We start from the raw sequence: 20390 nt of genomic DNA, 5'->3' as shown, positions 1-20390 counted from the left end.
GTGGTTTATCTTTATTTAATAATTGATCACGTTTGCCTTGATCTTTAAGCCATTCCCACTTAAAGAAGAACCTCAACATGAATGAAGTTCAACTCGTATATTCACCTTAACTCAGCTCACTTTTCTGAGGATAGAACCAGTTTTTCCATGAACTGGTTTGTCGGGCTTCAATAGCAACTGTTGGAATTAAGCTTTGTTTTAACACCTCTGTTTGTCCAACGCTTTGTGCTAAACGCGCTTTGACTGAATGAATACATTCACGGTCTTCAAACTCGCAGCGGTCTAAAGTGGTTCCACCACACGGGCCATTGGCTAAACCTTTCGGGCAAGTCTCTGGGCAAATATATAAGGTTTCACCAAGTCTGCATTGACCACAGCTTTCACAGCCGACAATACCATGCTTACTTATAAACTCAGTCTTCAGTAAAGCATCATCCGCTTTAGGTTTATTCCATAGTTTGGCAGCAAAAATCAAACCACCGACGCCTTTCGCCATTTTGGAGCTAAAAAAGACTTCATGCATCAGATGCATACTTTTATATTTCAACACTTGCTCAAGCGGTGCAGCATGATCGTGTGCGGAGATGGGTTGAAAATCTTCTACTGAATTTGACTGCCATAAAGTAGTCCACAAGTTTTGACATTCTTGCAAACTCAATTTCGCATATTCAGCCAGTGCTAAAGCTAATTTCTTTTGTTCTTGAGCTTTATGGCAAGCTGACAGATGTACCCCGGCATAGCCCATTTTTTGGCACATCAGTATCTGTAATGCGCAGCGTGCATAAACATTTTTTTCTGCTTGTTGTGCGTCCGCCAGTTGTTCTTGCTGTAAAAAACTCAGCATGTAAGGCGTTAATACGATGCCTGCAACTTTCTGTTTCGCCATAAATCTTGCACGCGCAAAAGTCAGTGGCATAATACAAGCAAGTACCGGTATCTGAGCAAAATGCTGCTGCATATATTGTTGATAATCAGCCAGAACTTGCGTGTCAAAACCCAATTGAGTGATCACATAATCTGCACCAGCTTTAATTTTTTTCTCAAGTTTAAAATATTGGGCATCTCGTTCAGCTTGAGCATATTTAAAGGGATTAAATGCCACGCCCAAATAAAACCCTCCCCGCTGTTTTGCCGCCATGACTTGATTGACAGACTCTAGATAACGGCTCCGCAAAGCGGGATTGTGAACACCGTCATTGTGCTGTTTGAGCTTATCTCCAGTCAGTAACAATAGATTTTCAATCGACTGTTCCTGAGCTTCATCTAAGAACACTTCAAAGTCGGAAATGTCTCGCCCTTTACCAGAGAAGTGCAGTATTTTTTCCACTTGTTGAGGATAGTCATTGGCCACTTCCAAAGGTGTAGGATCAGTATCCGTTTGCACACGATCAGCCAAGGTCATAAATGCTGGAAATCCAGCAAAATGATTCACCACATGCTGTGGCTTGGCTGTGGTTAAGTACTCAAAAGAAATACAAAATTGACCACGTGTTAAATGTTCAGAAAATAGTGACATAACCAATAAGGGAGATTAAAAAAATGGAGAGCAAAATGCTGAAATGTGCGTATCCAACATAATTCATTAAATTATAGATTATCCACTACAAAAGATGAAATCCTGCCTCTCATTCGGCTGCTTAAAGCTAAAATGTTTGAAAGATTTAAGATCGTAGGATCAGTGCTTACACCCGAGGAATCTAAAGATACGCTCGGTAAATACGAAGTAGCGAGTGGGATAGAATGTCCGTATTCTTTTTTTATGCTAATATTGCGCCCGTTCCAAAAATGCGGATTTTTTCAGCGCATTTCGCATTCTTTTTTAACGGCATCCCGTTAAGCTTTTCTCCTGTTCTCTGTTCATTTAAGGCGTGATTTTTTAATGACTGATCTCACTACCATTGAAAATAAACTTCAACCACGAATCAGTGTTGCGCCGATGATGGATTGGACCACCAAAGATTATCGTTTCTTCGCACGTCTGTTTAATCCCAATGTGATTCTGTATACCGAAATGGTGACAACAGGCGCCATTTTATTTGGTGGTGCTAATCGTCACCTTGACTATAACCATGAAGAGCATCCGATCGTACTGCAATTGGGCGGATCGAATCCAAAAGATTTAGCCACCTGTACCAAGATGGCCCAAGACTGGGGCTATGACGAAGTTAACCTGAATGTCGGCTGTCCGAGTGATCGCGTCCAAAATAATAAAATTGGCGCATGCTTAATGGCTGAGCCTAATTTAGTTGCAGAATGTATTGGCGAAATGCGTAATGCTGTCGATATTCCTGTAACGGTAAAACACCGTATTGGTATTGATGATATGCAGTCTTATGAAGAAATGCTGCATTTTGTCGATACTGTTGCAAAAACAGGTTGCGACAATTTTATTGTGCATGCCCGTATTGCCCTACTGCAAGGTCTATCACCAAAAGAAAACCGTGATGTGCCGCCACTACGTTATGAAGATGTCTATCGCCTAAAACAGGAACGTCCAAATCTACTGATTGAGATTAACGGTGGGGTAAAAACTTACGCTGAAACATTAGAACATTTGAAACATGTCGATGGCGTGATGATCGGTCGTGAGGCTTATCATAATCCCTACTTATTGGCTGAATTAGGTCAGTTGTGGGATTTAGACATGCCAAATCGCTTCGACATTATGGATCAAATGATGCCTTATATAGCGAAACGCATGGAAGAAGGTGCGCCACTTTCAATTATTACCCGTCATATTTTGGGTCTGTTCCAAAACTTACCAGGTGCACGCAAGTGGCGTCAGGCCTTAAGTGGCGGCAATGCTAAAACATTTGCGGATGTTGAAAATGCAATTGCCAACATTAAAGAAGCCATGCAACGCACTGAAGATTATTTGCGAGATCATCCTAAGCCCATCATCGTTGAATAAACGCAATAAAAAGCCCTAATATTTTAGGGCTTTTTTTTATGATCTATTTGAATATTCTATTTCAAAATTAACTAGTGGCTATTGACTGTAATATTACCGTTTGGAAAGGGTTCATCGTCATATTCAGTCCATTTATAATCTGAAGCATCTTGTTCTTCACGCAATCCGACATAACTTTGCTGAGGTGCATCAACAGATTCTTGGGTATTGTCATGATCCAATTCAGCGCTGATATTTTTAAATTCTTCGTCTAATTGCGTCTGATATTTGGCCACTTCAGCCTCATCAATGAATGCAAAAGCACTTTCCTCAATTTTCCATGAATACCCCTGCACATCTTTATAAATTTGCACGGGTATTTGATAGGACTGCCCATCATATTTCAGTGTGGCTTGCCCTTTAAAACTGGTTCCCTGACGCTCTAAAATTTTAAAATCTTGTATTTTCAAATGATACTGTTGATACGCAGCATTTTGATCAAACTCTCGTTGCATTTGTAATTCAATACGATCTGACAATTCGTCGGTCGAAACAAAATAGCTGCATCCCACAAAGCTCAAGGCAACTGCGATAAATAGAATTCGCAACATGCTACATCCCCCATGATGCACGTTTTATTCTTTAACCAAGAAGATCACATTTTCAGGAAAATTCGTTTTAATGATCTCACTCTACTTATCATAGTATCGAAATCGACAAAGAGCACAAGTAAAATAACACTCTAAAGGTATTTATTTTTTAATTTTAATATCAAATACTTAAAATAGATATCTCACCTTTTAAAGCCCTAACATGGGCGGGTAAAAACTGACATTTTAAGTATCAAATTGACATTTTTGGCCGCCTGGTACAGCAATAAAAATCTAGGCATCTTTATTTTTATTCTGATAAAAAGCCCCTTATCAGGAGCTTTTTATAATTTGAACGACTGAATTATCAACTCATCTGAATCAGTCTTCGTCAACTTCAGGCTCATAATGTAAGGCATCATGAATCGCCTCAACCAATTGTTGTGCAATTTCTTGTTTAGATGCTTTCTCTAAATCACGCTTTTCCATCTGATATTGCTCAGCAAAAAACACTGTCATCGCATTTTCATCCGAAGCAAAACCAATATCAGAACGCGACACATCATTGCACGCAATCATATCCAGTTTTTTTGCAATCAACTTGCCTGCGGCATATTCTTCCACATTACGGGTTTCGGCAGCAAAACCGACCATAAATGGACGTTTATCTTGCTGCGCAATGGTCGCAACAATATCCGGATTTTTAATGAGTGCAACATTAAGCTCATCGCCGGCTTTTTTAATCTTATGCTCTGCAACTTCAGCCACGCGATAATCCGCCACCGCAGCCGTTGCAATAAAGATATCGCAACCTTCTTCTAGCATATCCAAGCTGGTATTCAGCATTTTAATGGCAGATTGCACATTAATTCGGCGTACACCATTTGGCGTATCAAGGCTAACCGGCCCAGCAATTAACGTAACTTTAGCACCTGCGGCATAACATGCGGCTGCCAAAGCAAAGCCCATTTTTCCGGTACTGTGATTGGAAATATAACGTACTGGATCAATCGACTCACGTGTAGGGCCGGCCGTAATTGCAACATGCTTGCCTGCCAACATGCCAAATTTTTCCGCGATTGCACGCTGAGCTTGATGGAAATAAGCCGTCACTTGATCTGCTAGATCTTCAGGCTCTGGCATACGCCCTAGCCCTACATCACCACAGGCTTGCGAACCTGCATTTGGCATAATCACGTGCACGCCATCTTCAACTAATGTATTGAGATTGCGTTGGGTCGCTTTCGCCGCCCACATCTGTTGATTCATTGCAGGTGCAACCCATACTGGAGCTTTGGTCGCAAGGTATAAAGTTGAGAGCAAATCGTCCGCTAGACCTGCGGCAAATTTTGCCAAGGTGTCACAGCTTGCAGGTGCAACGAGCACTAAATCAGCCCAACGTGCCAATTCAATATGCCCCATACCTGCTTCAGCTTCAGGGTTTAACAATTCGGTATGTACCGGATTGCCCGACAAGGCTTGAAAGGTCAAAGGTGTGACAAAAGCTTGTGCACCTTGAGTCATTACAACACGTACATCAAACCCTGCGTCTTTTAGTCGACGCACAAGAATGGCACTTTTATATGCTGCGATACCGCCAGTTACAGCTAAAAGAATATTTTTAGTGGGCATTACACTTAAATCAAAGCTCACGAACAGGCTACCTATCTGTTGCAGTGGCGCTCACAATAGCATTAAATATTGGCTGACCCAACAATCCAACTTTAAAAAGCTGGATCACTGATAATAAAAAAGTCTAACAACAATGAATAATTCTATAAAAAATTGGCCTGAACTCGAACGGCCACGTGAACGCCTCATCCATCAAGGTGCTGAAAGTTTATCCGATGCTGAACTGCTAGCAATCTTTCTACGTTCAGGTTCACAGCAACATTCAGCGGTCGAGTTGGCTCGCCTGCTGATTCAGCATTATGGGCAACTGAATCTTTTAATGGATGCATCACTTGAGGATTTACGCCAGTTTCACGGTATTGGAAACAGTAAATTTGCTCAACTCATGGCAGTGAAAGAACTTGGAAAACGATATATTGGACAACACGTTCAAAATGCAGCTATCGCTTTACAGCACTCTGAACAACTGAAAAATTATTTAAGATATGAGTTTTTATCAGAACGACAAGAGATTTTTGGTGTGCTGTGTTTGGATGCGCATTTAAGAAAAATAAACTTTAAAAAACTGTTCTATGGCAGCTTAAATTCCTGTGAAATCTCCATCAATCAACTCTTGCGCTATGCAATATCGGAATATGCCACCAATATTGTCATTGCCCATAATCATCCCTTTGGTCATGCTCAACCCTCCGCTGCTGATTTACAACTTACTGAACAAATTCACCAGGCCTGTGCCTTGGTCGAAATCCGTTTAATCGATCATTGTATTATTGCCGCAGAAGACAGTTTTTCTTTTGCTGAACATGGCTTAATCAGCACAATGAAAACAGCATGAAAGATCTATTGACAATGCATCCTTCAACCATGAAGATCATCATAATTTTTTTAAATATAAATTTATTATTCCAACATGATCGTTCGTGACCAACCCAGTATTTTTAAGGTGCTATTTTCTTGGCGTGGAACGATTTTACCCAAGGTTTTACCACCGCTCGGTGTGGTGATGCTCTTATCTGCCGTGATTGGTGGACTATCTTATGTCGACATCTTTCATTTTCCAGAATTTCCACTGGTGGGCTTTACCTTAATTGGCGTTGTACTTTCGATTTTTCTAGGGTTCAAAAACTCTGCGTGTTATGACCGCTGGTGGGAAGCTCGCCGTTTATGGGGTATTTTGATTGCCAATGCACGCCATTTTGACCGCGACTGTCGTTTACTCAGTCAAGGTCGTCGTGAACGTGTGATTCAGCACGTCATCGTCTTTGCCAACGTCCTACGCGATCGACTACGTCATCAAACAGCGAATCCTACTGAATTGGTCGAAACCAGTGGGATGAGCGCCAATGCCATTACCCAGTTATACCAACAAGCCAATGCTCCACAATACACTTTAAGTTTGATTCAATGGGAGTTGATGCAAGCGCTGAAAGAAGGTGAAATTTCTGACATAATTTATGCACAAATGAATCAACACGTGATGGAACTGAGTACAGTGCAAACTGGCTGCGATCGTATTGCGACGACGCCTTTACCTTTTGCTTATTCTGTTTTACTGAATCGTACCGTGTACTTTTTCTGTTTTGTGCTGCCGTTTAGTTTAGGTTCAACTCTCGGTTTGGCAACACCGCTCTTGGTCGGTATTCTTGCTTATACATTCTTAGGTTTAGATGCGTTAAGTTCTGAAATTGAAGAGCCTTTCGGAACGCAAAGCAATGACTTACCTCTCGACTCGATGGTCCGCACCATTGAAATTGAATTGTTAGGAACGCTTGGTAAACCAACGCCGCCCCCCATTCAAGCCAAAGACCATAACTTACTTTAATTTATTATCTCTCCCTAGCCCTCTCCTTATAGGAGAGAGAACATCGTCTCACTCCTATAAGGAATATATTCCGCAAGGAGATGAAAGAAATATTTAAACAAAACTTTCCCAAATCCCAACTTGGCCTTCTTTGACACGAGGAATATTGCCTAATTTAATCCATGGCATATTGTCGCCATGAAAATCACTGCCCACCGAAACTTTGAGTTGGTGCTCAGCAATCATTCGGTCAACCATTTGGCGAGTAGATAGCGGCTCAATCGCCGGTGGCAACTCAACGGCATCACCACCTGCTAGAGCAAAAATTTCAATCAAATAGCGAATATTGGTTGCAGATAAATCATAACGAGTTGGATGAGCAAGTACCGCATACCCACCACTTTGATGAATCACGGCAATGGTATCGGCAAGACTTGGGCCTTCAAATTTTACATAGGCTTTTTTGCCTTCTTTAATATATTTATCAAAGGCCTGTTGTGGACGTGACACACAGCCTTTTTCAACCAATGTTTTGGCAATGTGGGTTCGTGTCACTCGGTCAGGCTCATTATCCACTTTGGCAATCACATCTTGATAAATATCCTGACCAATTAGCGGAATCAACAAATCACAGATTTGTCGCGCTCGTTCTGCACGTATTAACTTTTGCTGTCTCAACAGGTCTTGTAGCGGCTCAGGATTTTGCATATTCAAGGCCACGATATGCACGCCATAACTTTTTTTAGTTGCAGGTCGTGACCATTGGCTGGAGATTTCTACACCTGAAATAATTTGTATCTGACATTCGGTTGCCGCCTGTTCAGCTAAAATTAAGCCGTCCATTGTATCGTGATCCGTAAGCGCAAGGGTATGTATGCCAATTTGGCTGGCCGCACGCACCAATTCTGCAGGTGACAAAGTACCATCAGAAATATTACTGTGTGTATGTAAATCTACGCCTTGCATCTCTATACTATGTCATTTATTTGATCAGATTTAGATACTCTAACATGAAAGCACTTTTAGACTTTGTGCCACTCATTATTTTCTTTTATTTATATAAAACTGTAGATCCAAAAGATACACAGCACCCGTTATTGCAATTAGTTGGTTCTGCAGGCGGCGTGGACAATAATAATATCCTTGTAGCCACCACCGGTCTCATGCTTTCCATGTTAGTGGTATATGGCGCATTGTTTGTCATGCAAAAATTCCGTTTAGATAAACAACAATGGATTGTGTTGTTTATGACGGTTATTTTTGGTGGCATTACACTAATTCTCAGTGATGATTTTTATATTCGCCTGAAAGCAGTCTTACTGAATTTGGTCTTTGCAGGTGCATTCCTTCTTTCACCGTTCTTTAGCAAAGATAAGAAGCCGCTTATCGAACGTTTATTTGGCCCCGTGTTAAATTTAACAGTTGCAGGTTGGAAAAAACTGAACTATGCATGGGCCGCAATGTTTGTGGTGATGTCTTGTTTACACACCTTCTTTGCTTATTTATTTGCCGATGGAAAATATTGGGGTGAATTCACTGCATTTGGTGACATGATCGTGATGTTTTCCTTTATCATTATTCAGTTTATTGTATTGCGTAAATACTTTAAGACCTCTGAATAATCCATTCGGTCAAAAATCAGGAAAAGTCATGCCATTATTCGTCGTAAGCTGTACAGATAATGAAGGTACAGTGGAAAAGCGCCTTGCAGTTCGTCCTCAACATTTAGAACGTCTACAAAAATTAGATGACGAAGGTCGTTTAGTTGTTGCTGGAGCGATGCCAAAAGACCCAACCAATCCACAAGCGGGCTTTTATGGTAGTACGATTATTGTTGATTTTGATAACCGTGAAGCATTGGATGCTTGGTTAGCTGATGAGCCATTTTTAAAAGAAGGTGTTTACGGTCATATTGACGTAAAACCATTTAACAAAGCATTTCCTAAAGGATAAGGTTCATGCACGTCGTTGTTTCTAGTTTACTGGGCTTATCTTTAATTTGTTCAACTGCATGGGCTGTCGAAACAGCTCCTGCTCCCGCTGTAGCCCCTGCTGCTCAAGCAACGACTGCAACACCACCACCCGTTCCACAAACAATTCCTGCCAACAAACCAGGGATTTTGCCTGTTTCGGCAAGCATTAAAGCCAACGGTCAACCTCAGGAAGCCAATCCACTGACCATTGAACAGTTAGCAAAAAATAAAGCCTTACAAGATGCGAAAGTCAAGGCAATGGTGAAAGACCAATCTGTACGTCTACAGCAATTGGAAAAAGCCAATTTGGAAGCTTTAGCACAGAACCAAGAGCTGCAATTAAAAAATGATAGTTTGGGTGTTCAAGTTCAAGTCCTCCAAAGTGAACGCAGTGCACAAATGTTTTTGTATGGTGCAAGTACGCTAGGTGTAGGCGTATTACTTGGCTTTTTATTGGCCAGCTATGTCTATACCAAACGTCGTCGCCAGTGGTAGTACACCTCCCTATTTTTCTTTCTAAACAAAATTTAAGGTTGCTTTAGTTTTGTCGAGTGCAATTCAAACTGCCGATCTCGATTGGCACATGATTGATGGTGTAGATATTCCTGCATCCAAACAGTTTGGTGATGTTTATTTCTCAAGAGACAATGGCTTAAATGAAACGCGTCATGTCTATTTAAACGGAAATGATCTTGAGAGCCGTTTGGCTGAAATCACAGATTATGAGTATTTCTGTGTCGGTGAGACAGGTTTTGGCACAGGTCTTAACATCCTTGCACTTTGGCAACTTTGGCAACAGGTTCGCCCTGATAATCACAGCCATTTACATGCGATTTCTGTGGAAAAATTTCCACTGACAAAGGCTGATTTAATTCGTGCCTTAAATGCATGGCCAGAATTGAAATCTTTCACAGAACAACTGATTGCAAAATATCCTGAACCGATCGCAGGCTGTCACCGTCTAGATTTTCCAGACGAACGTTTTTCTATAGATTTATGGCTTGGCGATGTACATGACGTTTTTTCTGTCATGGCAAAAACCACCACAGTCAATGCATGGTTTCTTGATGGCTTTACCCCAGCCTGTAACCCTGACATGTGGAAAGAACAAGTTCTCAATCATATCGTGCGTCTTTCTGACATCGGCACAACCTTTGCCTCGTTTAGCGTTGCAGGTGTACTCAAACGTGGCTTGCGTCAACATGGAATTCGCGTGACACGCCCTCGGGGTTATAAGCACAAACGAGAAATGCTCAAAGCATTTTGGTTAGCACCTGAAACAATCAATACGCAAGAAAAAACTCCTCTTGAGTCAGCAGTACCCAGCACAACTGCTTTAAGCAGTTTTAAACAACGCCAAATCGCGATTATTGGCGCAGGAATCGCAGGGTTAAGCTGCGCTTGGGCATTTGCCCAACGTGGACACATCGTGCGTATTTACGAGAAATCTGAGCCACTCTGTGGGGGGTCTGGTAATCCACTTGCTTTACTCAATCCAAAACTCAGTCCGATTGAACAGACTTCCGCGCATTTAATGACTCTGAGCTGGTTATATGCTTTACAGCATTATCCGCAGTTTTCTGCATTTCGCCCTTTGCATATTCATCAATCCATCTTAAAGAATACAGATGAACAGCTAAACTTGGCAAAAGAGTATCCTGAACAAATCATTGAAGCTGCTGATCTTAAAAATCAGTCTGTCAAATCTATATATCCGAGCTTAAATCTAAAGCAAGCTGGTGCTGTTCGACCACACGAACTCAAAGTTGAGATTTTACAACACCCCAATATTCAGCTGGTCTGTGCTGATATTACTCAAATTAAGCAACAGCATAGTCAAGTAGAACTGATTGATTCAAATGACCAACACCTCCATGCCGATCATGTGGTAATTTGTGCTGCACGTGAAAGTATGCATTTGCAAAGCGATTATCCTGAGTTACGTGCCATTCGAGGCCAAGTGAGTTGGTTATATAATCCAGCACAAAAATTAACAATGGATCAAGCCTATAGCTATGGCGGCTATTGCATGCAGCTTGATGATCATCAAATAATTATGGGTGCATCTTTTTACCCAGGTCGTGAAGATACTGAGGTCTTAACTGAAGATCATGTGCATAACTATGAACTTATCCACAGTATTTTTCCTGACTTTGCAAAAACACTGCCACCAATCACTGAATGGCAAGGTCGTGCCGCCCTTCGTGCACAAACAAAAGACTTCTTTCCTGTTATCGGTGCTGTGCATGAAGATAAAGAAATTTACAGCTGTAGTGGCTTAGGCTCAAAAGGTTTTCTATATGCACCGCTATGCGCTGAAGTCATTGCTGCGCAGGTATTGAAGCAAGCTTGTCCAATACCAACAACCTTGCTCGATAAAATACACGCTGCGCGTTTCGTTCGACGTGCAAAAGCAAAATTAAAACCCAAGAAGCCTTATTTTCAAGCTCAATCACAGTCTCAAGCTGAGTAACTTTTCAAAGAATAAGCATAAAAAAAGCGCCTTCCGGCGCTTTTTTTGATCAGGTCTTATTGCCCTTGAACTAAGGGCAACCCTGCATCACGAGCTGCACGTGTGCCGCCCATTAAGACCACGTATTCACGTGAGCTGTCAAAACCCTCTAATAATTCAGCTGCACGTGGAGCTTTACTTCCGCCACCACATAAAATGTAAATGGGTTGATCCGTTGACACTTGAGTCAATGCTTCCGAAGACAAAGCTGTGATTGGCTGGTTCACAGCTCCTTTCACATGCGCCTCAGCATAAGCACCGGCATCACGAACATCCCAGATAATCGAGTCTTCTGGGAACTCAAATGTTGTAATTTCTTGTTTACGGATCATTGCGCACTCCTTTTGATGTAAACAACACTTGGCAAATGAAGAAAACATCCCTAGCATCTCAGATATTCTTTCCCTTTGTAAAGGTCTAATCTATGCCTTCTTTCGATATTGTTTCTGAATTAGAAGTTTTTGAAGTAAATCATGCAGTTCAAAACACGCAAAAAGAAATTGCAACACGTTTTGACTTCCGTGGTCAGGACGTTTCTATTGAACTAAATGAAAAAAATAAGGAAATTAAAATTTCGACTGAAAGTGATTTCCAATGTGAACAAGTTTATAGCATGTTAGAAAACCATTTCTTTAAACGTAAGGTGGATATTCAAGCTTTAGATCCACAAAAAATGACAGCTTCTGGCAAAAATGTAGTTCAAGTCATCAAGCTTAAAGATGGCCTTGACTCTGATACCGCAAAAAAAATTAATAAAGCCATTAAAGAAAGCGGCATTAAGGCGCAATCTTCAATTCAAGGCGACAAAATTCGTGTAACAGATAAAAAACGCGATACCTTACAGCAAATTATGGCGTTCTTAAAAGAACAACAATTTGGTGTACCGCTACAATTCAATAACTTTAAAGATTAAGGCAGAATTGCCCCCAAAGGATTCTCATGACACGACCAAATAAACTTCACAAACTGGTAAATGCAACGTCAAAATTACCGAAAGGGATTCAAAGTCGTTTACTAAGCCAAGCATTTGGTCGCGTCGTGCCGATGGTAGGTACTGCTAAAATTCGATATCAACATGTTAGCTCTGAGCGTGTTGAGGTGAGCATTGCCAATCACAAGGCAATGCAAAACCATATCGGACAGCTTCATGCATGTGCAATGGCACTCATTGCAGAGACAGCAACAGGCTTTGTCACAGCGATGAATGTTCCTGATAGTGCTATTGTGCTAGTCAAAACCCTAAAAGTTGATTTCAAACGACCAAGTAAAGGCGCCATGCTCGCAATTGCAACTTTAACGGCAGAACAACAAGAACAGATGCGTACTTCCGACAAAGGTGAAACTTTGGTTCAAGTTCAAGTCACCGATGAATCGGGTGAAGCACCGATCCAGTGTGAAATGTTATGGGCGTGGGTATCAAAAGCCACTCTGAAAAATAAATAAATGTAAATAAAACTTACTTTTAAGTAAGTATAAGTTTTACCATAATGCTCATAAGTTGAGACGGATCTTCACTATTTAATCTGTCTCAATCAGCTCAATATGATGTGACTTTCATGCAAATATTGAGCACCTTATGAAAAAAATCATGATTGCTATGGCGATGGCTTTGCCGTTTATTTTGACCGCTTGCCAAGCACCACAACAAACAGAATCAACAGCTACATCCAAAATCTCGAATGCAAAACAAGCGGAGCGTGCTGCTGAAAATAAAAAAATTGTCATCGATTTTTATGAAGGTGTGTTCTTAAAACATCAAGTCCAAGAATATTCTGATCGGTATATTGGGCACCAATATATTCAACACAATCCGCATGTTCCTGATGGCAAAGCACCATTTGTCAATTATTTCACCCAATATTTTAAAGAAAATCCTCAAGCCAGCAATGTTATTAAACGCGCTGTTGCTGAGGGTGATCTGGTATTTTTACACGTACACTCCACTCAGAATAAACAAGATCGAGGTGAAGCCATCATCGACATTTTCCGAGTTGAAGATGGAAAAATTGTCGAACATTGGGATGTGCAACAGAGTATTCCAGAACAAAGTGCTAATCAAAACACCATGTTTTAAGCTTATAAATTAGAAATGATACACGCACAAAAAAAGCCACAATGATTGTGGCTTTTTAGCATGATTAACTGCTTATTATGCTTGATCAGCAGAAAACTTTGCTTTTGCGTCGGCGGGAATTTGACGTTTAGAACCTTTTACATCCACTGCGACAAAGGTAAATACACCTTCTGTCACACGGATTGGATTACGTGAACTGTCATGGCTATCCCAAACTTCAATTTGCATTTGAATTGAGGTATTCCCCACTTTCAAAATTTTGGTATAGACACTAATCACGTCACCCACTTTCACAGGGACTAAGAAGGTCATTTGATTGATCGAAATCGTTGCACAACGCCCCTGACTGAAACGTTCTGCGTGAATAGCACCGGCCAAGTCCATTTGTGACACAATCCAACCACCAAATACATCCCCGCTCCAGTTGGTATCTGCTGGCATCGCGATGGTTTGTAGGGAAAGCGTTCCTTCAGGTTTTACATGAGTTTCTGACACTTTAGCTCCTGGCGCTGACGTTTATTGAGTTTAATTTAATTGCTGGTCGAGCCACTGCTGTAACTCACCTGCACGCATTGCTCCGCTTATTCTAGCAATTTCGTTGGTTTTATTCATTAAAACTAATGTTGGAATGCTTCGCACATTAAAAGCGCTGCTTAAACGTGGATTTGCTTCGGTATCAATTTTAGCAAAAACCACGCCAGCATTTGACTTTGCCACTTGCGCAAAATGCGGAGCCATCATTTTACATGGACCACACCACTCCGCCCACAGGTCAATCAATACAGGCAAATCACTATTGCTAATGAAATTACTAAAATTCTGTTCATTCAATTCAATTGGTGCAAGTGGAATAAGCCCTTGATGGCATTGACCACATGCAGGACCAATTTCTAGTTTTTCTTCAGGTACACGATTTTTTGCACCACATTCAGGACACACAACGATCATTTAGCTAACTCCAACATGTTGATGTAAAAATTCTAATTGGGTTGTGATGGCTTTTTCAAACCATTGCCCATGATAAATTTCAAAATGCTTCATATCCCACTCATGATATTGCACAAATGGTGCAATATTGGTCGCAGCTTCACGACTAGATTCAATTGGAATCAAGCTATCTGCTTTTGCAGCAATGAAGAGTACTGGCACATTTATTTTCCGAACATCCTGAATCGGTCTGAATCGAATTAATTTAAATAATGCACGTGCAGGAATTTCACCGCTCCAATAATAATCTGGATTAACTATAGATAAATAACCCTCATAACTATCAGGCGATTGTAAAAAGCATAAGCGGGTTGGATCGACCACAGGCAAAGTCGTCGGCGTCATCCCAACTTTAGAGCCCATGTAATCTTGGCTCGATAATTTTAAAGCTTTTGGTAATTGTTGTAAGGGATAACGTTTGGCGCTTTCCGCTCCATCAACAAACGGAACTTGAACCATTATGGCTTTAATATTGTTTAACTGAGCTGCCAATGACAAGACGTAACCACCACTTAAAGAAGTTCCCCATAGCACCATGCGTCGAGCATCAATCGATTTACGTTGCTGCAAATGACTAATCATGGTCTGCCAGTCTTCTAACTGCGCCTTAATATTAACAAGTTCACGTGGGCGTCCGGTACTCCCTCCCCAGTAACGATAGTCAAAAAGTACAACTGCATAACCGGCTTTCGCAAAACGCTGAGCATATTGAATCAATTTAAATTGGCGTAAAGCAGCTAAGCCATGCGCCATTAAAATGACAGCTGGTTTTTCTACATCTTTCGGACGATAAAAATCTGCGGCAATCACTTCTTGGCCGCTTTTGACATACAGTGGTTCTACTGTATAGGCGTGCATAAGCGCTCCATTGCGTTATTTTATGGTTGTAATCGCTTATAAATTTTAAGAACTTTCAGCTCTACAATGAGCTTAATGCTATCATAAAGCATATATCTATGAATCAAATTATGGAGTGACTCAATGAGCGAAAATGTTGGTTTTGCAGGTCAAATTGGTCCTGAACATGTAGAGCAAGTCGTTGAAAAAGGCTTTAAATCAATTATAAATAACCGCCCAGATATGGAAGGTGGCCCTGATCAACCAGCGAGTGCTCAAATTGAAGAAGCTGCACGTACAGCGGGTTTAGACTATGTACATCAACCTGTTGTTGCAGGTCAAATCACTGAACTGGATGTACGCACATTTGCCAACCATTTCAATGAACTGCCAAAACCAGTGCTGATGTTCTGCCGTACAGGTAATCGTTCAAATAACCTTTACCAACTAGCTAAACAGATGGATCTTTTGGATGATTAATGCATTCATTCAGCGTGCATTATTGGTACTTTGCGTGAGTTGCACAACAGCTTCCTTTGCTCAAGACAGCCAAGTGCTCAATGAGAAAGTCAGTGTATCGGGACAAATGACCACAGATAAATTTTCAAGTTTAATCAAACAGCAAAAATTTAAATCTGTCATTGTGAACCGTCCTGACCAAGAGCAAGGCAATGAAGTTTCTGTGCTGCAACTTAGAAGTATTGCTGAAAAATCTCAGGTTAGTGTCGTTTACCAACCTGTTGTCAGCGGTAAAATTTCTCAAACAGACGTGAAAGAATTTGCAAAATATTATAATGAGCTTCCAAAACCCATTTTGATGATTTGTCGCAGCGGCTCTCGTTCGACATCTCTTTTCAATCAAGCTCAGGCTCAAGGTTTGCTCAATGACTAAATTCGTGTTTGCAATTTTATTTACAACAATGTTGCTAACAGGATGTAATTCGATGAATGTACGTCCAACTGTTGGTGTAAGTGTCGGGACTGCACTTTAATTTTGCAGTCCCTCTAATAAAAAAAACAGCGCCGAAGCGCTGTTTTTTTTATTTTAACGAATCGTGTATTCTTGTTTTGTAATTTGTCCTGTCGGAGCTGTAACTGTCAAGATTAAACTATCCCCCGAATCACATTCTTTTAAGCGGTATGAATAATTTACTTGTGTACTCGACGCAAATGTTGATGGCGTTAGTAAATTAAACACAGATGGAACGGTTGCATTACCACTCCATAACTCTGCTGAACATGATTTTTCATTATCTTTAGTATTATCTTCTGCTTGTACGGCTACTGTTGTTCCAGTCGGCATTGGAACAGATTGCGCGCTATTACCAAACAGCTTGAACGTAAAGTTTGTTTTGGTTGTAGTCACAGCTACATCTTTAATTGTTGGCACATCATTACTAAATGAGAAGACTAACTGTTGACGTATTACTGCAGAAAGTTCTGAACTACATGTTCCTGAGATATTTGGTTGAGCAAAAGTACTGACTGCACAGTTATTCCCCACTGCCCCACGTTTATATAAAAACTCACCTAAAGCTGCTTCAAAAATCGTGTTCTCATTATCATCTCGGAAGAAGTCACCAATATTGCTCGTGAGCTCATCAGTACCCGCGGTATATAAATTATCAGAGTTCTTATCAATATAAGATTTATCGCCTTCAACATAAGCTAAAACGGTTACGCGATTATCAGCTGGACGTGGGTTCTGAGTCTGTAAAACAACACTACATTCGCCATCAGTTGTTGAACAATTCGGTGTAATACTTCCGCCCTCTGTAACAAAACTTACAACTGTACCATCAGGAACTTTATTACCAACACGATCTCGTAAACGCGCAACAATCGTAGCTTTGTCGCCATCAATATCCCATTGTAATGCATTCTTAGTTACGGATAGACTCAAACCATTTTGTGTAACGCGCCCTGTTGCAACAGAGACATCTTTTGTCAATGCTGTAACACTTGTATCACTAGCAAGAGTGGCTTTAAGCTCCACAGGTCCTGGTAGGCTACCAGGGAAGATATCTACGACAATCTTACCATCATCATTAGATTTAATTGTTTTTTGTGTTTTGTTATGCAATGTAATAAAACTAAGATCACTTGGCGCATAAATCAGCTCAACCAATACATCTTGGTTCTTAGCAGGCAGATTATTTGAATATACTGTAAATTCAACTTTACCAGATGCACTAGAACCACTATTAGCAGCACCTAACTTAACTTCACCTGAACTATATACAAGTGAATTGGCTTTAATCGGATTAATTGTAATGTTCTTGGTTGTCGTCGTTGCACCATTATTTGCACTAATACTAATAACTTGAGTGCCAGTACATAATTGGCCTCCGTTAGATATTGCAGTATAAGTTGTTTCAACTAAACCTTGATTTGAGTTTACTGTGTTATTCGTAAACGTTCCACAATCTGAACTAAAAGTTACTTGCACATTATTTTGTGCAATACCTGTCGAGCTATCGACAGTTTTTAGACTAATTTTAACAGAACCACCTGCATCAATAGTTGAATTATCAAATACAAGATTATCAAACTTAGTTTTCAGAGCTTCAACAGATACAAAGGTATCGCTTGTATTGGCAGTATTACCACCAATTTCTGCATTTGCTGCAATTTTAAAAATACCAGTTTTAGTTTCATCTACAGGCTTAATTCCAATTTTTGCAATTCCATCAGCATTTGAGAGCACTGTAGCATTTGAAGTTTCAAAACTAATATTTTCGCCCGTGAATGTTACTAATGCACCACTTACTGGCTGACCATTTTGGTCAGTTACTTTTACACTTGCACCAAGAATTGTTAAAGCTGTAGTTTTTTGATTATTGTTGTCAAAAACTTCAACATTAGTGATATTTAATTTAGCAACTACTGGTGTTTTCAATACCGTTATCAGTACCCGAACCTCCACCAGTAGTATTTTCATTTTGGTTAAAATACCCGTCACTACCACCGCCACCACAGCTTGCAAGTAAAATAGAAATAGCAATAGCAGACAACTTTAAAGGTGCTTGTTTATTAAACATGAAATTCCCCTAGAACCCTCAATATATATAGAGTTGTTATAAATATTTATTGGCTGCTATGTAACCATAGTTATAGCTTTATGTAAATAAAAGGAAGATAAATGTTTGTTGTGGTAAATTCTCTATAAATAAGGAGTCTATATGTACGACATCATCATTATTGGCGCTGGAACTGCAGGTATATCAGCTTATAAAGAAGCGATAAAAAAAACACAAAATATTCTCATAATAAATGATGGGCCTTGGGACACAACCTGTGCTCGCGTAGGATGTATGCCGAGTAAAATTCTTATCTCTACAGCAAATAGAATCCATGATATTTCACATGTGAGCGCTCTAGGTCTCGATGTAAAAGCAACAATTAATACAGAGCATGTCATGCAACATGTACAACAACTCAGAGATCGATTTACACGAGCTACGTTAAAAGATGTTGAAAGCTGGCCAGAGTCTCATAAGATTACTGGAAAAGCTGAATTTATTAATGCAAATACAGTCCAAGTAAATAACCAAAGCTATCAAGCAAAATCATTTATTCTTGCTGTAGGAACAACTCCCACTATTGACACTACTCAAAAACATATTCTAGGTTCCAAACTACTTACCTCTGATCAAATTTTTGAACTTAATCACCTACCCGAATCTATTGCTGTGATTGGCAGTGGTGTAATAGCATTAGAACTCGCACAAGCCTTACATCGTTGCGGGGTTAAAACCACTATTTTTGCACGAAGCCGTAGAATTGGCTCATTAACAAGTCCAACACTTCAAAATTTGGCACAAGAAGTACTCAGCAATGAATTAGATATTAAATTCGAAGTATTACCCGAATCTTATGAAGTTCAAAATGATCAGGTTCACTTAAGTTTTACAGACTCAAATAAACAACAAAAAATGAATGTAGATTATGTTTTGGCTGCAACGGGGCGTAGTACCTTACTTAATTCATTAAATTTAGAAAATATCGATGAATTATTTAATGACTTTAAAAAGCTACCCATCGATCCTATCAGCAAGCAATTAGGGGAATATCCAATTTTTGTTGTAGGTGATGCGCACACAAGCACACCTATTCAACATGAGGCAGCACATGAAGGAAAACAGTCTGTAAATAATTGTCTCAACTATCCGATTATTAAGCCGATTAAAACACTCGGTCCGCTTGGTATCCTTTTTTCATCACCACAAATGGCTACAATAGGTAAAAGTTATAAACAACTTAAAGATCTAAATATAGAATTTGTAACGGGTTTCGTTTCATATGAAAAACAAGGACGGGCAATTGTCGCTGCTAAAAATCAAGGCGCGGCTGAAGTTTATATTGATGTTCATACGCATAAACTATTAGGTGCTGAACTATTCTGTCCTGAAGCAGAACATTTGGCCCATTTACTCGCTTGGATCCTTAATGAAGATATAACAATACACCAAATTTTAGAGAAACCTTTTTATCACCCTACACTCGAAGAAGGTTTAAGAACGGCTTTGAAACATGCAAGAAGGCAGCTGAGTTCCTGATTCCTAGGTGAAATAAGGCTTTTTTTGGTTTTTCCTTTTGATTTTTATCATTTTTATTGCATAAAAAAATCCCCCTATCTCATAAGAGTTAGGGGGATTTTGAATAATGAGCTGGCGATGACTTACTCTCACATGGGTAACCCCACACTACCATCAGCGCTAAGAGGTTTCACTTCTGAGTTCGGGAAGGGATCAGGTGGTTCACTCTTGCTATTGTCGCCAGCACAACTGTTATGGATACTTACTGAGGTCTTCTCTCAGAGCAGTGCTCTTCGTGCCTTAGCTTTCAACCAAATAGAGTACATTAACAGATTATTTGAGTTGCATTTTATGTTCTAGCGTATTCTGAATCAAGTATTTCAAGACCGTTTGGTCTTTAATGAATCAATCTCTGCTCACTGCTTACGCAGTTCGTACAACAACTGTTTGGGTGTTGTATAGTCAAGCCTCACGAGCAATTAGTATTGGTCAGCTTCATGCGTCACCGCACTTCCACATCCAACCTATCAACGTCGTAGTCTTCAACGGCTCTTTA

General features: G+C 40.2%; 22 protein-coding genes, 2 rRNA genes and 1 pseudogene. 14 read left to right on the top strand and 11 right to left on the bottom strand.

What is annotated here, in order from left to right; genetic code table 11:
* Positions 1 to 106: 106 nt before the first annotated feature.
* Positions 107 to 1516 carry a methylenetetrahydrofolate reductase C-terminal domain-containing protein gene (locus FTT84_RS03525; RefSeq protein ID WP_180080047.1) on the bottom strand — a complete coding sequence of 470 codons (1410 nt, stop codon included), beginning with the start codon at positions 1514 to 1516 and terminating at the stop codon, positions 107 to 109.
* Between the two features lie 363 nt (positions 1517 to 1879).
* Here FTT84_RS03525 and dusA point away from each other — a divergent pair, with 363 nt between their 5' ends.
* Entirely contained in the window at positions 1880 to 2911 is a 1032-nt protein-coding gene (dusA, locus tag FTT84_RS03520) for a tRNA dihydrouridine(20/20a) synthase DusA (protein WP_067767884.1), read from the top strand.
* A 71-nt stretch (positions 2912 to 2982) separates the two neighbouring features.
* On the opposite strand, the gene FTT84_RS03515 is transcribed toward dusA, so the two are convergent.
* Both FTT84_RS03515 and coaBC read right to left on the bottom strand, forming a co-directional pair.
* A complete protein-coding gene (locus FTT84_RS03515) occupies positions 2983 to 3501 on the bottom strand; it encodes a hypothetical protein (RefSeq protein WP_180056452.1) in 519 nt (172 codons plus the stop codon).
* A gap of 360 nt (positions 3502 to 3861) precedes the next feature.
* The gene (coaBC, locus tag FTT84_RS03510; protein ID WP_067767901.1) at positions 3862 to 5133 is read right to left on the bottom strand and encodes a bifunctional phosphopantothenoylcysteine decarboxylase/phosphopantothenate--cysteine ligase CoaBC; all 1272 of its coding nucleotides are present in this window, start codon (positions 5131 to 5133) and stop codon (positions 3862 to 3864) included.
* A gap of 112 nt (positions 5134 to 5245) precedes the next feature.
* Between coaBC and radC the strand changes: the two genes are divergently transcribed.
* Entirely contained in the window at positions 5246 to 5947 is a 702-nt protein-coding gene (gene radC / locus FTT84_RS03505; protein WP_180056453.1) for a DNA repair protein RadC, read from the top strand.
* 75 nt (positions 5948 to 6022) lie between these two features.
* Positions 6023 to 6934, top strand: a complete 912-nt coding sequence (locus FTT84_RS03500) for a bestrophin family protein (protein ID WP_067767924.1) — start codon at positions 6023 to 6025, stop codon at positions 6932 to 6934.
* Between the two features lie 93 nt (positions 6935 to 7027).
* On the opposite strand, the gene FTT84_RS03495 is transcribed toward FTT84_RS03500, so the two are convergent.
* Positions 7028 to 7879 (bottom strand): PHP domain-containing protein, encoded by an 852-nt coding sequence (locus FTT84_RS03495; RefSeq protein WP_180056455.1) that lies wholly within the window; start codon positions 7877 to 7879, stop codon positions 7028 to 7030.
* Positions 7880 to 7923: 44 nt separating this feature from the next.
* Here FTT84_RS03495 and FTT84_RS03490 point away from each other — a divergent pair, with 44 nt between their 5' ends.
* The 4 genes from FTT84_RS03490 to mnmC are packed head-to-tail and all read left to right on the top strand — an operon-like array spanning position 7924 to position 11359.
* Positions 7924 to 8535 (top strand): septation protein IspZ, encoded by a 612-nt coding sequence (locus tag FTT84_RS03490; protein WP_067767930.1) that lies wholly within the window; start codon positions 7924 to 7926, stop codon positions 8533 to 8535.
* 28 nt (positions 8536 to 8563) lie between these two features.
* Entirely contained in the window at positions 8564 to 8866 is a 303-nt protein-coding gene (locus FTT84_RS03485; RefSeq protein WP_067767933.1) for a YciI family protein, read from the top strand.
* 5 nt (positions 8867 to 8871) lie between these two features.
* On the top strand, positions 8872 to 9381 hold the full coding sequence (locus FTT84_RS03480; protein ID WP_067767936.1) for a hypothetical protein: 510 nt from the start codon (positions 8872 to 8874) through the stop codon (positions 9379 to 9381).
* A gap of 49 nt (positions 9382 to 9430) precedes the next feature.
* The gene (gene mnmC / locus FTT84_RS03475; protein ID WP_180056458.1) at positions 9431 to 11359 is read left to right on the top strand and encodes an FAD-dependent 5-carboxymethylaminomethyl-2-thiouridine(34) oxidoreductase MnmC; all 1929 of its coding nucleotides are present in this window, start codon (positions 9431 to 9433) and stop codon (positions 11357 to 11359) included.
* Positions 11360 to 11415: 56 nt separating this feature from the next.
* On the opposite strand, the gene FTT84_RS03470 is transcribed toward mnmC, so the two are convergent.
* Entirely contained in the window at positions 11416 to 11730 is a 315-nt protein-coding gene (locus tag FTT84_RS03470; protein WP_067767942.1) for a rhodanese-like domain-containing protein, read from the bottom strand.
* 92 nt (positions 11731 to 11822) lie between these two features.
* Between FTT84_RS03470 and FTT84_RS03465 the strand changes: the two genes are divergently transcribed.
* The 3 genes from FTT84_RS03465 (at position 11823) to FTT84_RS03455 (ending at position 13472) form a co-directional block, all read left to right on the top strand.
* The gene (locus FTT84_RS03465; RefSeq protein WP_067767945.1) at positions 11823 to 12311 is read left to right on the top strand and encodes a YajQ family cyclic di-GMP-binding protein; all 489 of its coding nucleotides are present in this window, start codon (positions 11823 to 11825) and stop codon (positions 12309 to 12311) included.
* Between the two features lie 26 nt (positions 12312 to 12337).
* Positions 12338 to 12841 carry a DUF4442 domain-containing protein gene (locus FTT84_RS03460; RefSeq protein ID WP_067767948.1) on the top strand — a complete coding sequence of 168 codons (504 nt, stop codon included), beginning with the start codon at positions 12338 to 12340 and terminating at the stop codon, positions 12839 to 12841.
* A gap of 133 nt (positions 12842 to 12974) precedes the next feature.
* Positions 12975 to 13472 carry an ester cyclase gene (locus FTT84_RS03455; RefSeq protein ID WP_067767951.1) on the top strand — a complete coding sequence of 166 codons (498 nt, stop codon included), beginning with the start codon at positions 12975 to 12977 and terminating at the stop codon, positions 13470 to 13472.
* Positions 13473 to 13547: 75 nt separating this feature from the next.
* On the opposite strand, the gene FTT84_RS03450 is transcribed toward FTT84_RS03455, so the two are convergent.
* The 3 genes from FTT84_RS03450 to FTT84_RS03440 are packed head-to-tail and all read right to left on the bottom strand — an operon-like array spanning position 13548 to position 15317.
* Positions 13548 to 13967, bottom strand: coding sequence for an acyl-CoA thioesterase (locus FTT84_RS03450; RefSeq protein WP_067767954.1), 420 nt, complete (start codon positions 13965 to 13967; stop codon positions 13548 to 13550).
* 30 nt (positions 13968 to 13997) lie between these two features.
* Entirely contained in the window at positions 13998 to 14420 is a 423-nt protein-coding gene (gene trxC / locus FTT84_RS03445) for a thioredoxin TrxC (protein ID WP_180056460.1), read from the bottom strand.
* Positions 14421 to 15317, bottom strand: coding sequence for an alpha/beta hydrolase (locus tag FTT84_RS03440; RefSeq protein WP_180080050.1), 897 nt, complete (start codon positions 15315 to 15317; stop codon positions 14421 to 14423). It lies immediately after the preceding gene.
* Between the two features lie 123 nt (positions 15318 to 15440).
* Here FTT84_RS03440 and FTT84_RS03435 point away from each other — a divergent pair, with 123 nt between their 5' ends.
* Genes FTT84_RS03435 through FTT84_RS03425 form a run of 3 tightly spaced genes read left to right on the top strand, consistent with a single transcriptional unit; the run spans position 15441 to position 16288 of the window.
* Positions 15441 to 15776: a TIGR01244 family sulfur transferase gene (locus FTT84_RS03435; RefSeq protein WP_067767963.1), complete on the top strand. Its 336-nt coding sequence runs from the start codon at positions 15441 to 15443 to the stop codon at positions 15774 to 15776.
* Positions 15769 to 16188, top strand: coding sequence for a beta-lactamase hydrolase domain-containing protein (locus tag FTT84_RS03430; RefSeq protein WP_180056464.1), 420 nt, complete (start codon positions 15769 to 15771; stop codon positions 16186 to 16188). Before FTT84_RS03435 ends, FTT84_RS03430 begins: the two co-directional genes overlap by 8 nt.
* Entirely contained in the window at positions 16181 to 16288 is a 108-nt protein-coding gene (locus FTT84_RS03425) for a colicin release lysis protein (RefSeq protein WP_180056466.1), read from the top strand. Before FTT84_RS03430 ends, FTT84_RS03425 begins: the two co-directional genes overlap by 8 nt.
* 53 nt (positions 16289 to 16341) lie before the next feature.
* Here FTT84_RS03425 and FTT84_RS03420 read toward each other — a convergent pair.
* Positions 16342 to 18337: pseudogene (locus FTT84_RS03420) on the bottom strand (hypothetical protein).
* A gap of 141 nt (positions 18338 to 18478) precedes the next feature.
* Here FTT84_RS03420 and FTT84_RS03415 point away from each other — a divergent pair.
* Complete coding sequence (locus FTT84_RS03415; RefSeq protein ID WP_180056469.1) at positions 18479 to 19855, top strand: dihydrolipoyl dehydrogenase; 1377 nt, start codon at positions 18479 to 18481, stop codon at positions 19853 to 19855.
* Between the two features lie 109 nt (positions 19856 to 19964).
* Here FTT84_RS03415 and rrf read toward each other — a convergent pair.
* Both rrf and FTT84_RS03405 read right to left on the bottom strand, forming a co-directional pair.
* Positions 19965 to 20079 (bottom strand): 5S ribosomal RNA (rrf, locus tag FTT84_RS03410).
* A 213-nt stretch (positions 20080 to 20292) separates the two neighbouring features.
* Positions 20293 to 20390, bottom strand: a 23S ribosomal RNA gene (locus FTT84_RS03405); the annotation flags it as partial.

This window comes from Acinetobacter sp. YH01019 (assembly GCF_013420285.1).
In the GTDB taxonomy this organism is placed as follows: Bacteria; Pseudomonadota; Gammaproteobacteria; order Pseudomonadales; family Moraxellaceae; genus Acinetobacter; species Acinetobacter gandensis.
The sequence above is the reverse complement of the archived record's forward strand: the minus strand, read 5'-3'. Positions and strand labels throughout refer to the sequence as shown.

Excerpts from the sequence above, each read along its gene's own strand:
- FTT84_RS03525 (WP_180080047.1), bottom strand. The coding sequence starts at position 1,516 with ATGTCACTATTTTCTGAACATTTAACACGTGGTCAATTTTGTATTTCT.
- dusA (WP_067767884.1), top strand. The coding sequence starts at position 1,880 with ATGACTGATCTCACTACCATTGAAAATAAACTTCAACCACGAATCAGT.
- FTT84_RS03515 (WP_180056452.1), bottom strand. The coding sequence starts at position 3,501 with ATGTTGCGAATTCTATTTATCGCAGTTGCCTTGAGCTTTGTGGGATGC.
- radC (WP_180056453.1), top strand. The coding sequence starts at position 5,246 with ATGAATAATTCTATAAAAAATTGGCCTGAACTCGAACGGCCACGTGAA.
- FTT84_RS03500 (WP_067767924.1), top strand. The coding sequence starts at position 6,023 with ATGATCGTTCGTGACCAACCCAGTATTTTTAAGGTGCTATTTTCTTGG.
- FTT84_RS03495 (WP_180056455.1), bottom strand. The coding sequence starts at position 7,879 with ATGCAAGGCGTAGATTTACATACACACAGTAATATTTCTGATGGTACT.
- FTT84_RS03490 (WP_067767930.1), top strand. The coding sequence starts at position 7,924 with ATGAAAGCACTTTTAGACTTTGTGCCACTCATTATTTTCTTTTATTTA.
- FTT84_RS03485 (WP_067767933.1), top strand. The coding sequence starts at position 8,564 with ATGCCATTATTCGTCGTAAGCTGTACAGATAATGAAGGTACAGTGGAA.
- FTT84_RS03480 (WP_067767936.1), top strand. The coding sequence starts at position 8,872 with ATGCACGTCGTTGTTTCTAGTTTACTGGGCTTATCTTTAATTTGTTCA.
- FTT84_RS03470 (WP_067767942.1), bottom strand. The coding sequence starts at position 11,730 with ATGATCCGTAAACAAGAAATTACAACATTTGAGTTCCCAGAAGACTCG.
- FTT84_RS03465 (WP_067767945.1), top strand. The coding sequence starts at position 11,823 with ATGCCTTCTTTCGATATTGTTTCTGAATTAGAAGTTTTTGAAGTAAAT.
- FTT84_RS03460 (WP_067767948.1), top strand. The coding sequence starts at position 12,338 with ATGACACGACCAAATAAACTTCACAAACTGGTAAATGCAACGTCAAAA.
- FTT84_RS03455 (WP_067767951.1), top strand. The coding sequence starts at position 12,975 with ATGAAAAAAATCATGATTGCTATGGCGATGGCTTTGCCGTTTATTTTG.
- trxC (WP_180056460.1), bottom strand. The coding sequence starts at position 14,420 with ATGATCGTTGTGTGTCCTGAATGTGGTGCAAAAAATCGTGTACCTGAA.
- FTT84_RS03440 (WP_180080050.1), bottom strand. The coding sequence starts at position 15,317 with ATGCACGCCTATACAGTAGAACCACTGTATGTCAAAAGCGGCCAAGAA.
- FTT84_RS03435 (WP_067767963.1), top strand. The coding sequence starts at position 15,441 with ATGAGCGAAAATGTTGGTTTTGCAGGTCAAATTGGTCCTGAACATGTA.
- FTT84_RS03430 (WP_180056464.1), top strand. The coding sequence starts at position 15,769 with ATGATTAATGCATTCATTCAGCGTGCATTATTGGTACTTTGCGTGAGT.
- FTT84_RS03425 (WP_180056466.1), top strand. The coding sequence starts at position 16,181 with ATGACTAAATTCGTGTTTGCAATTTTATTTACAACAATGTTGCTAACA.
- FTT84_RS03415 (WP_180056469.1), top strand. The coding sequence starts at position 18,479 with ATGTACGACATCATCATTATTGGCGCTGGAACTGCAGGTATATCAGCT.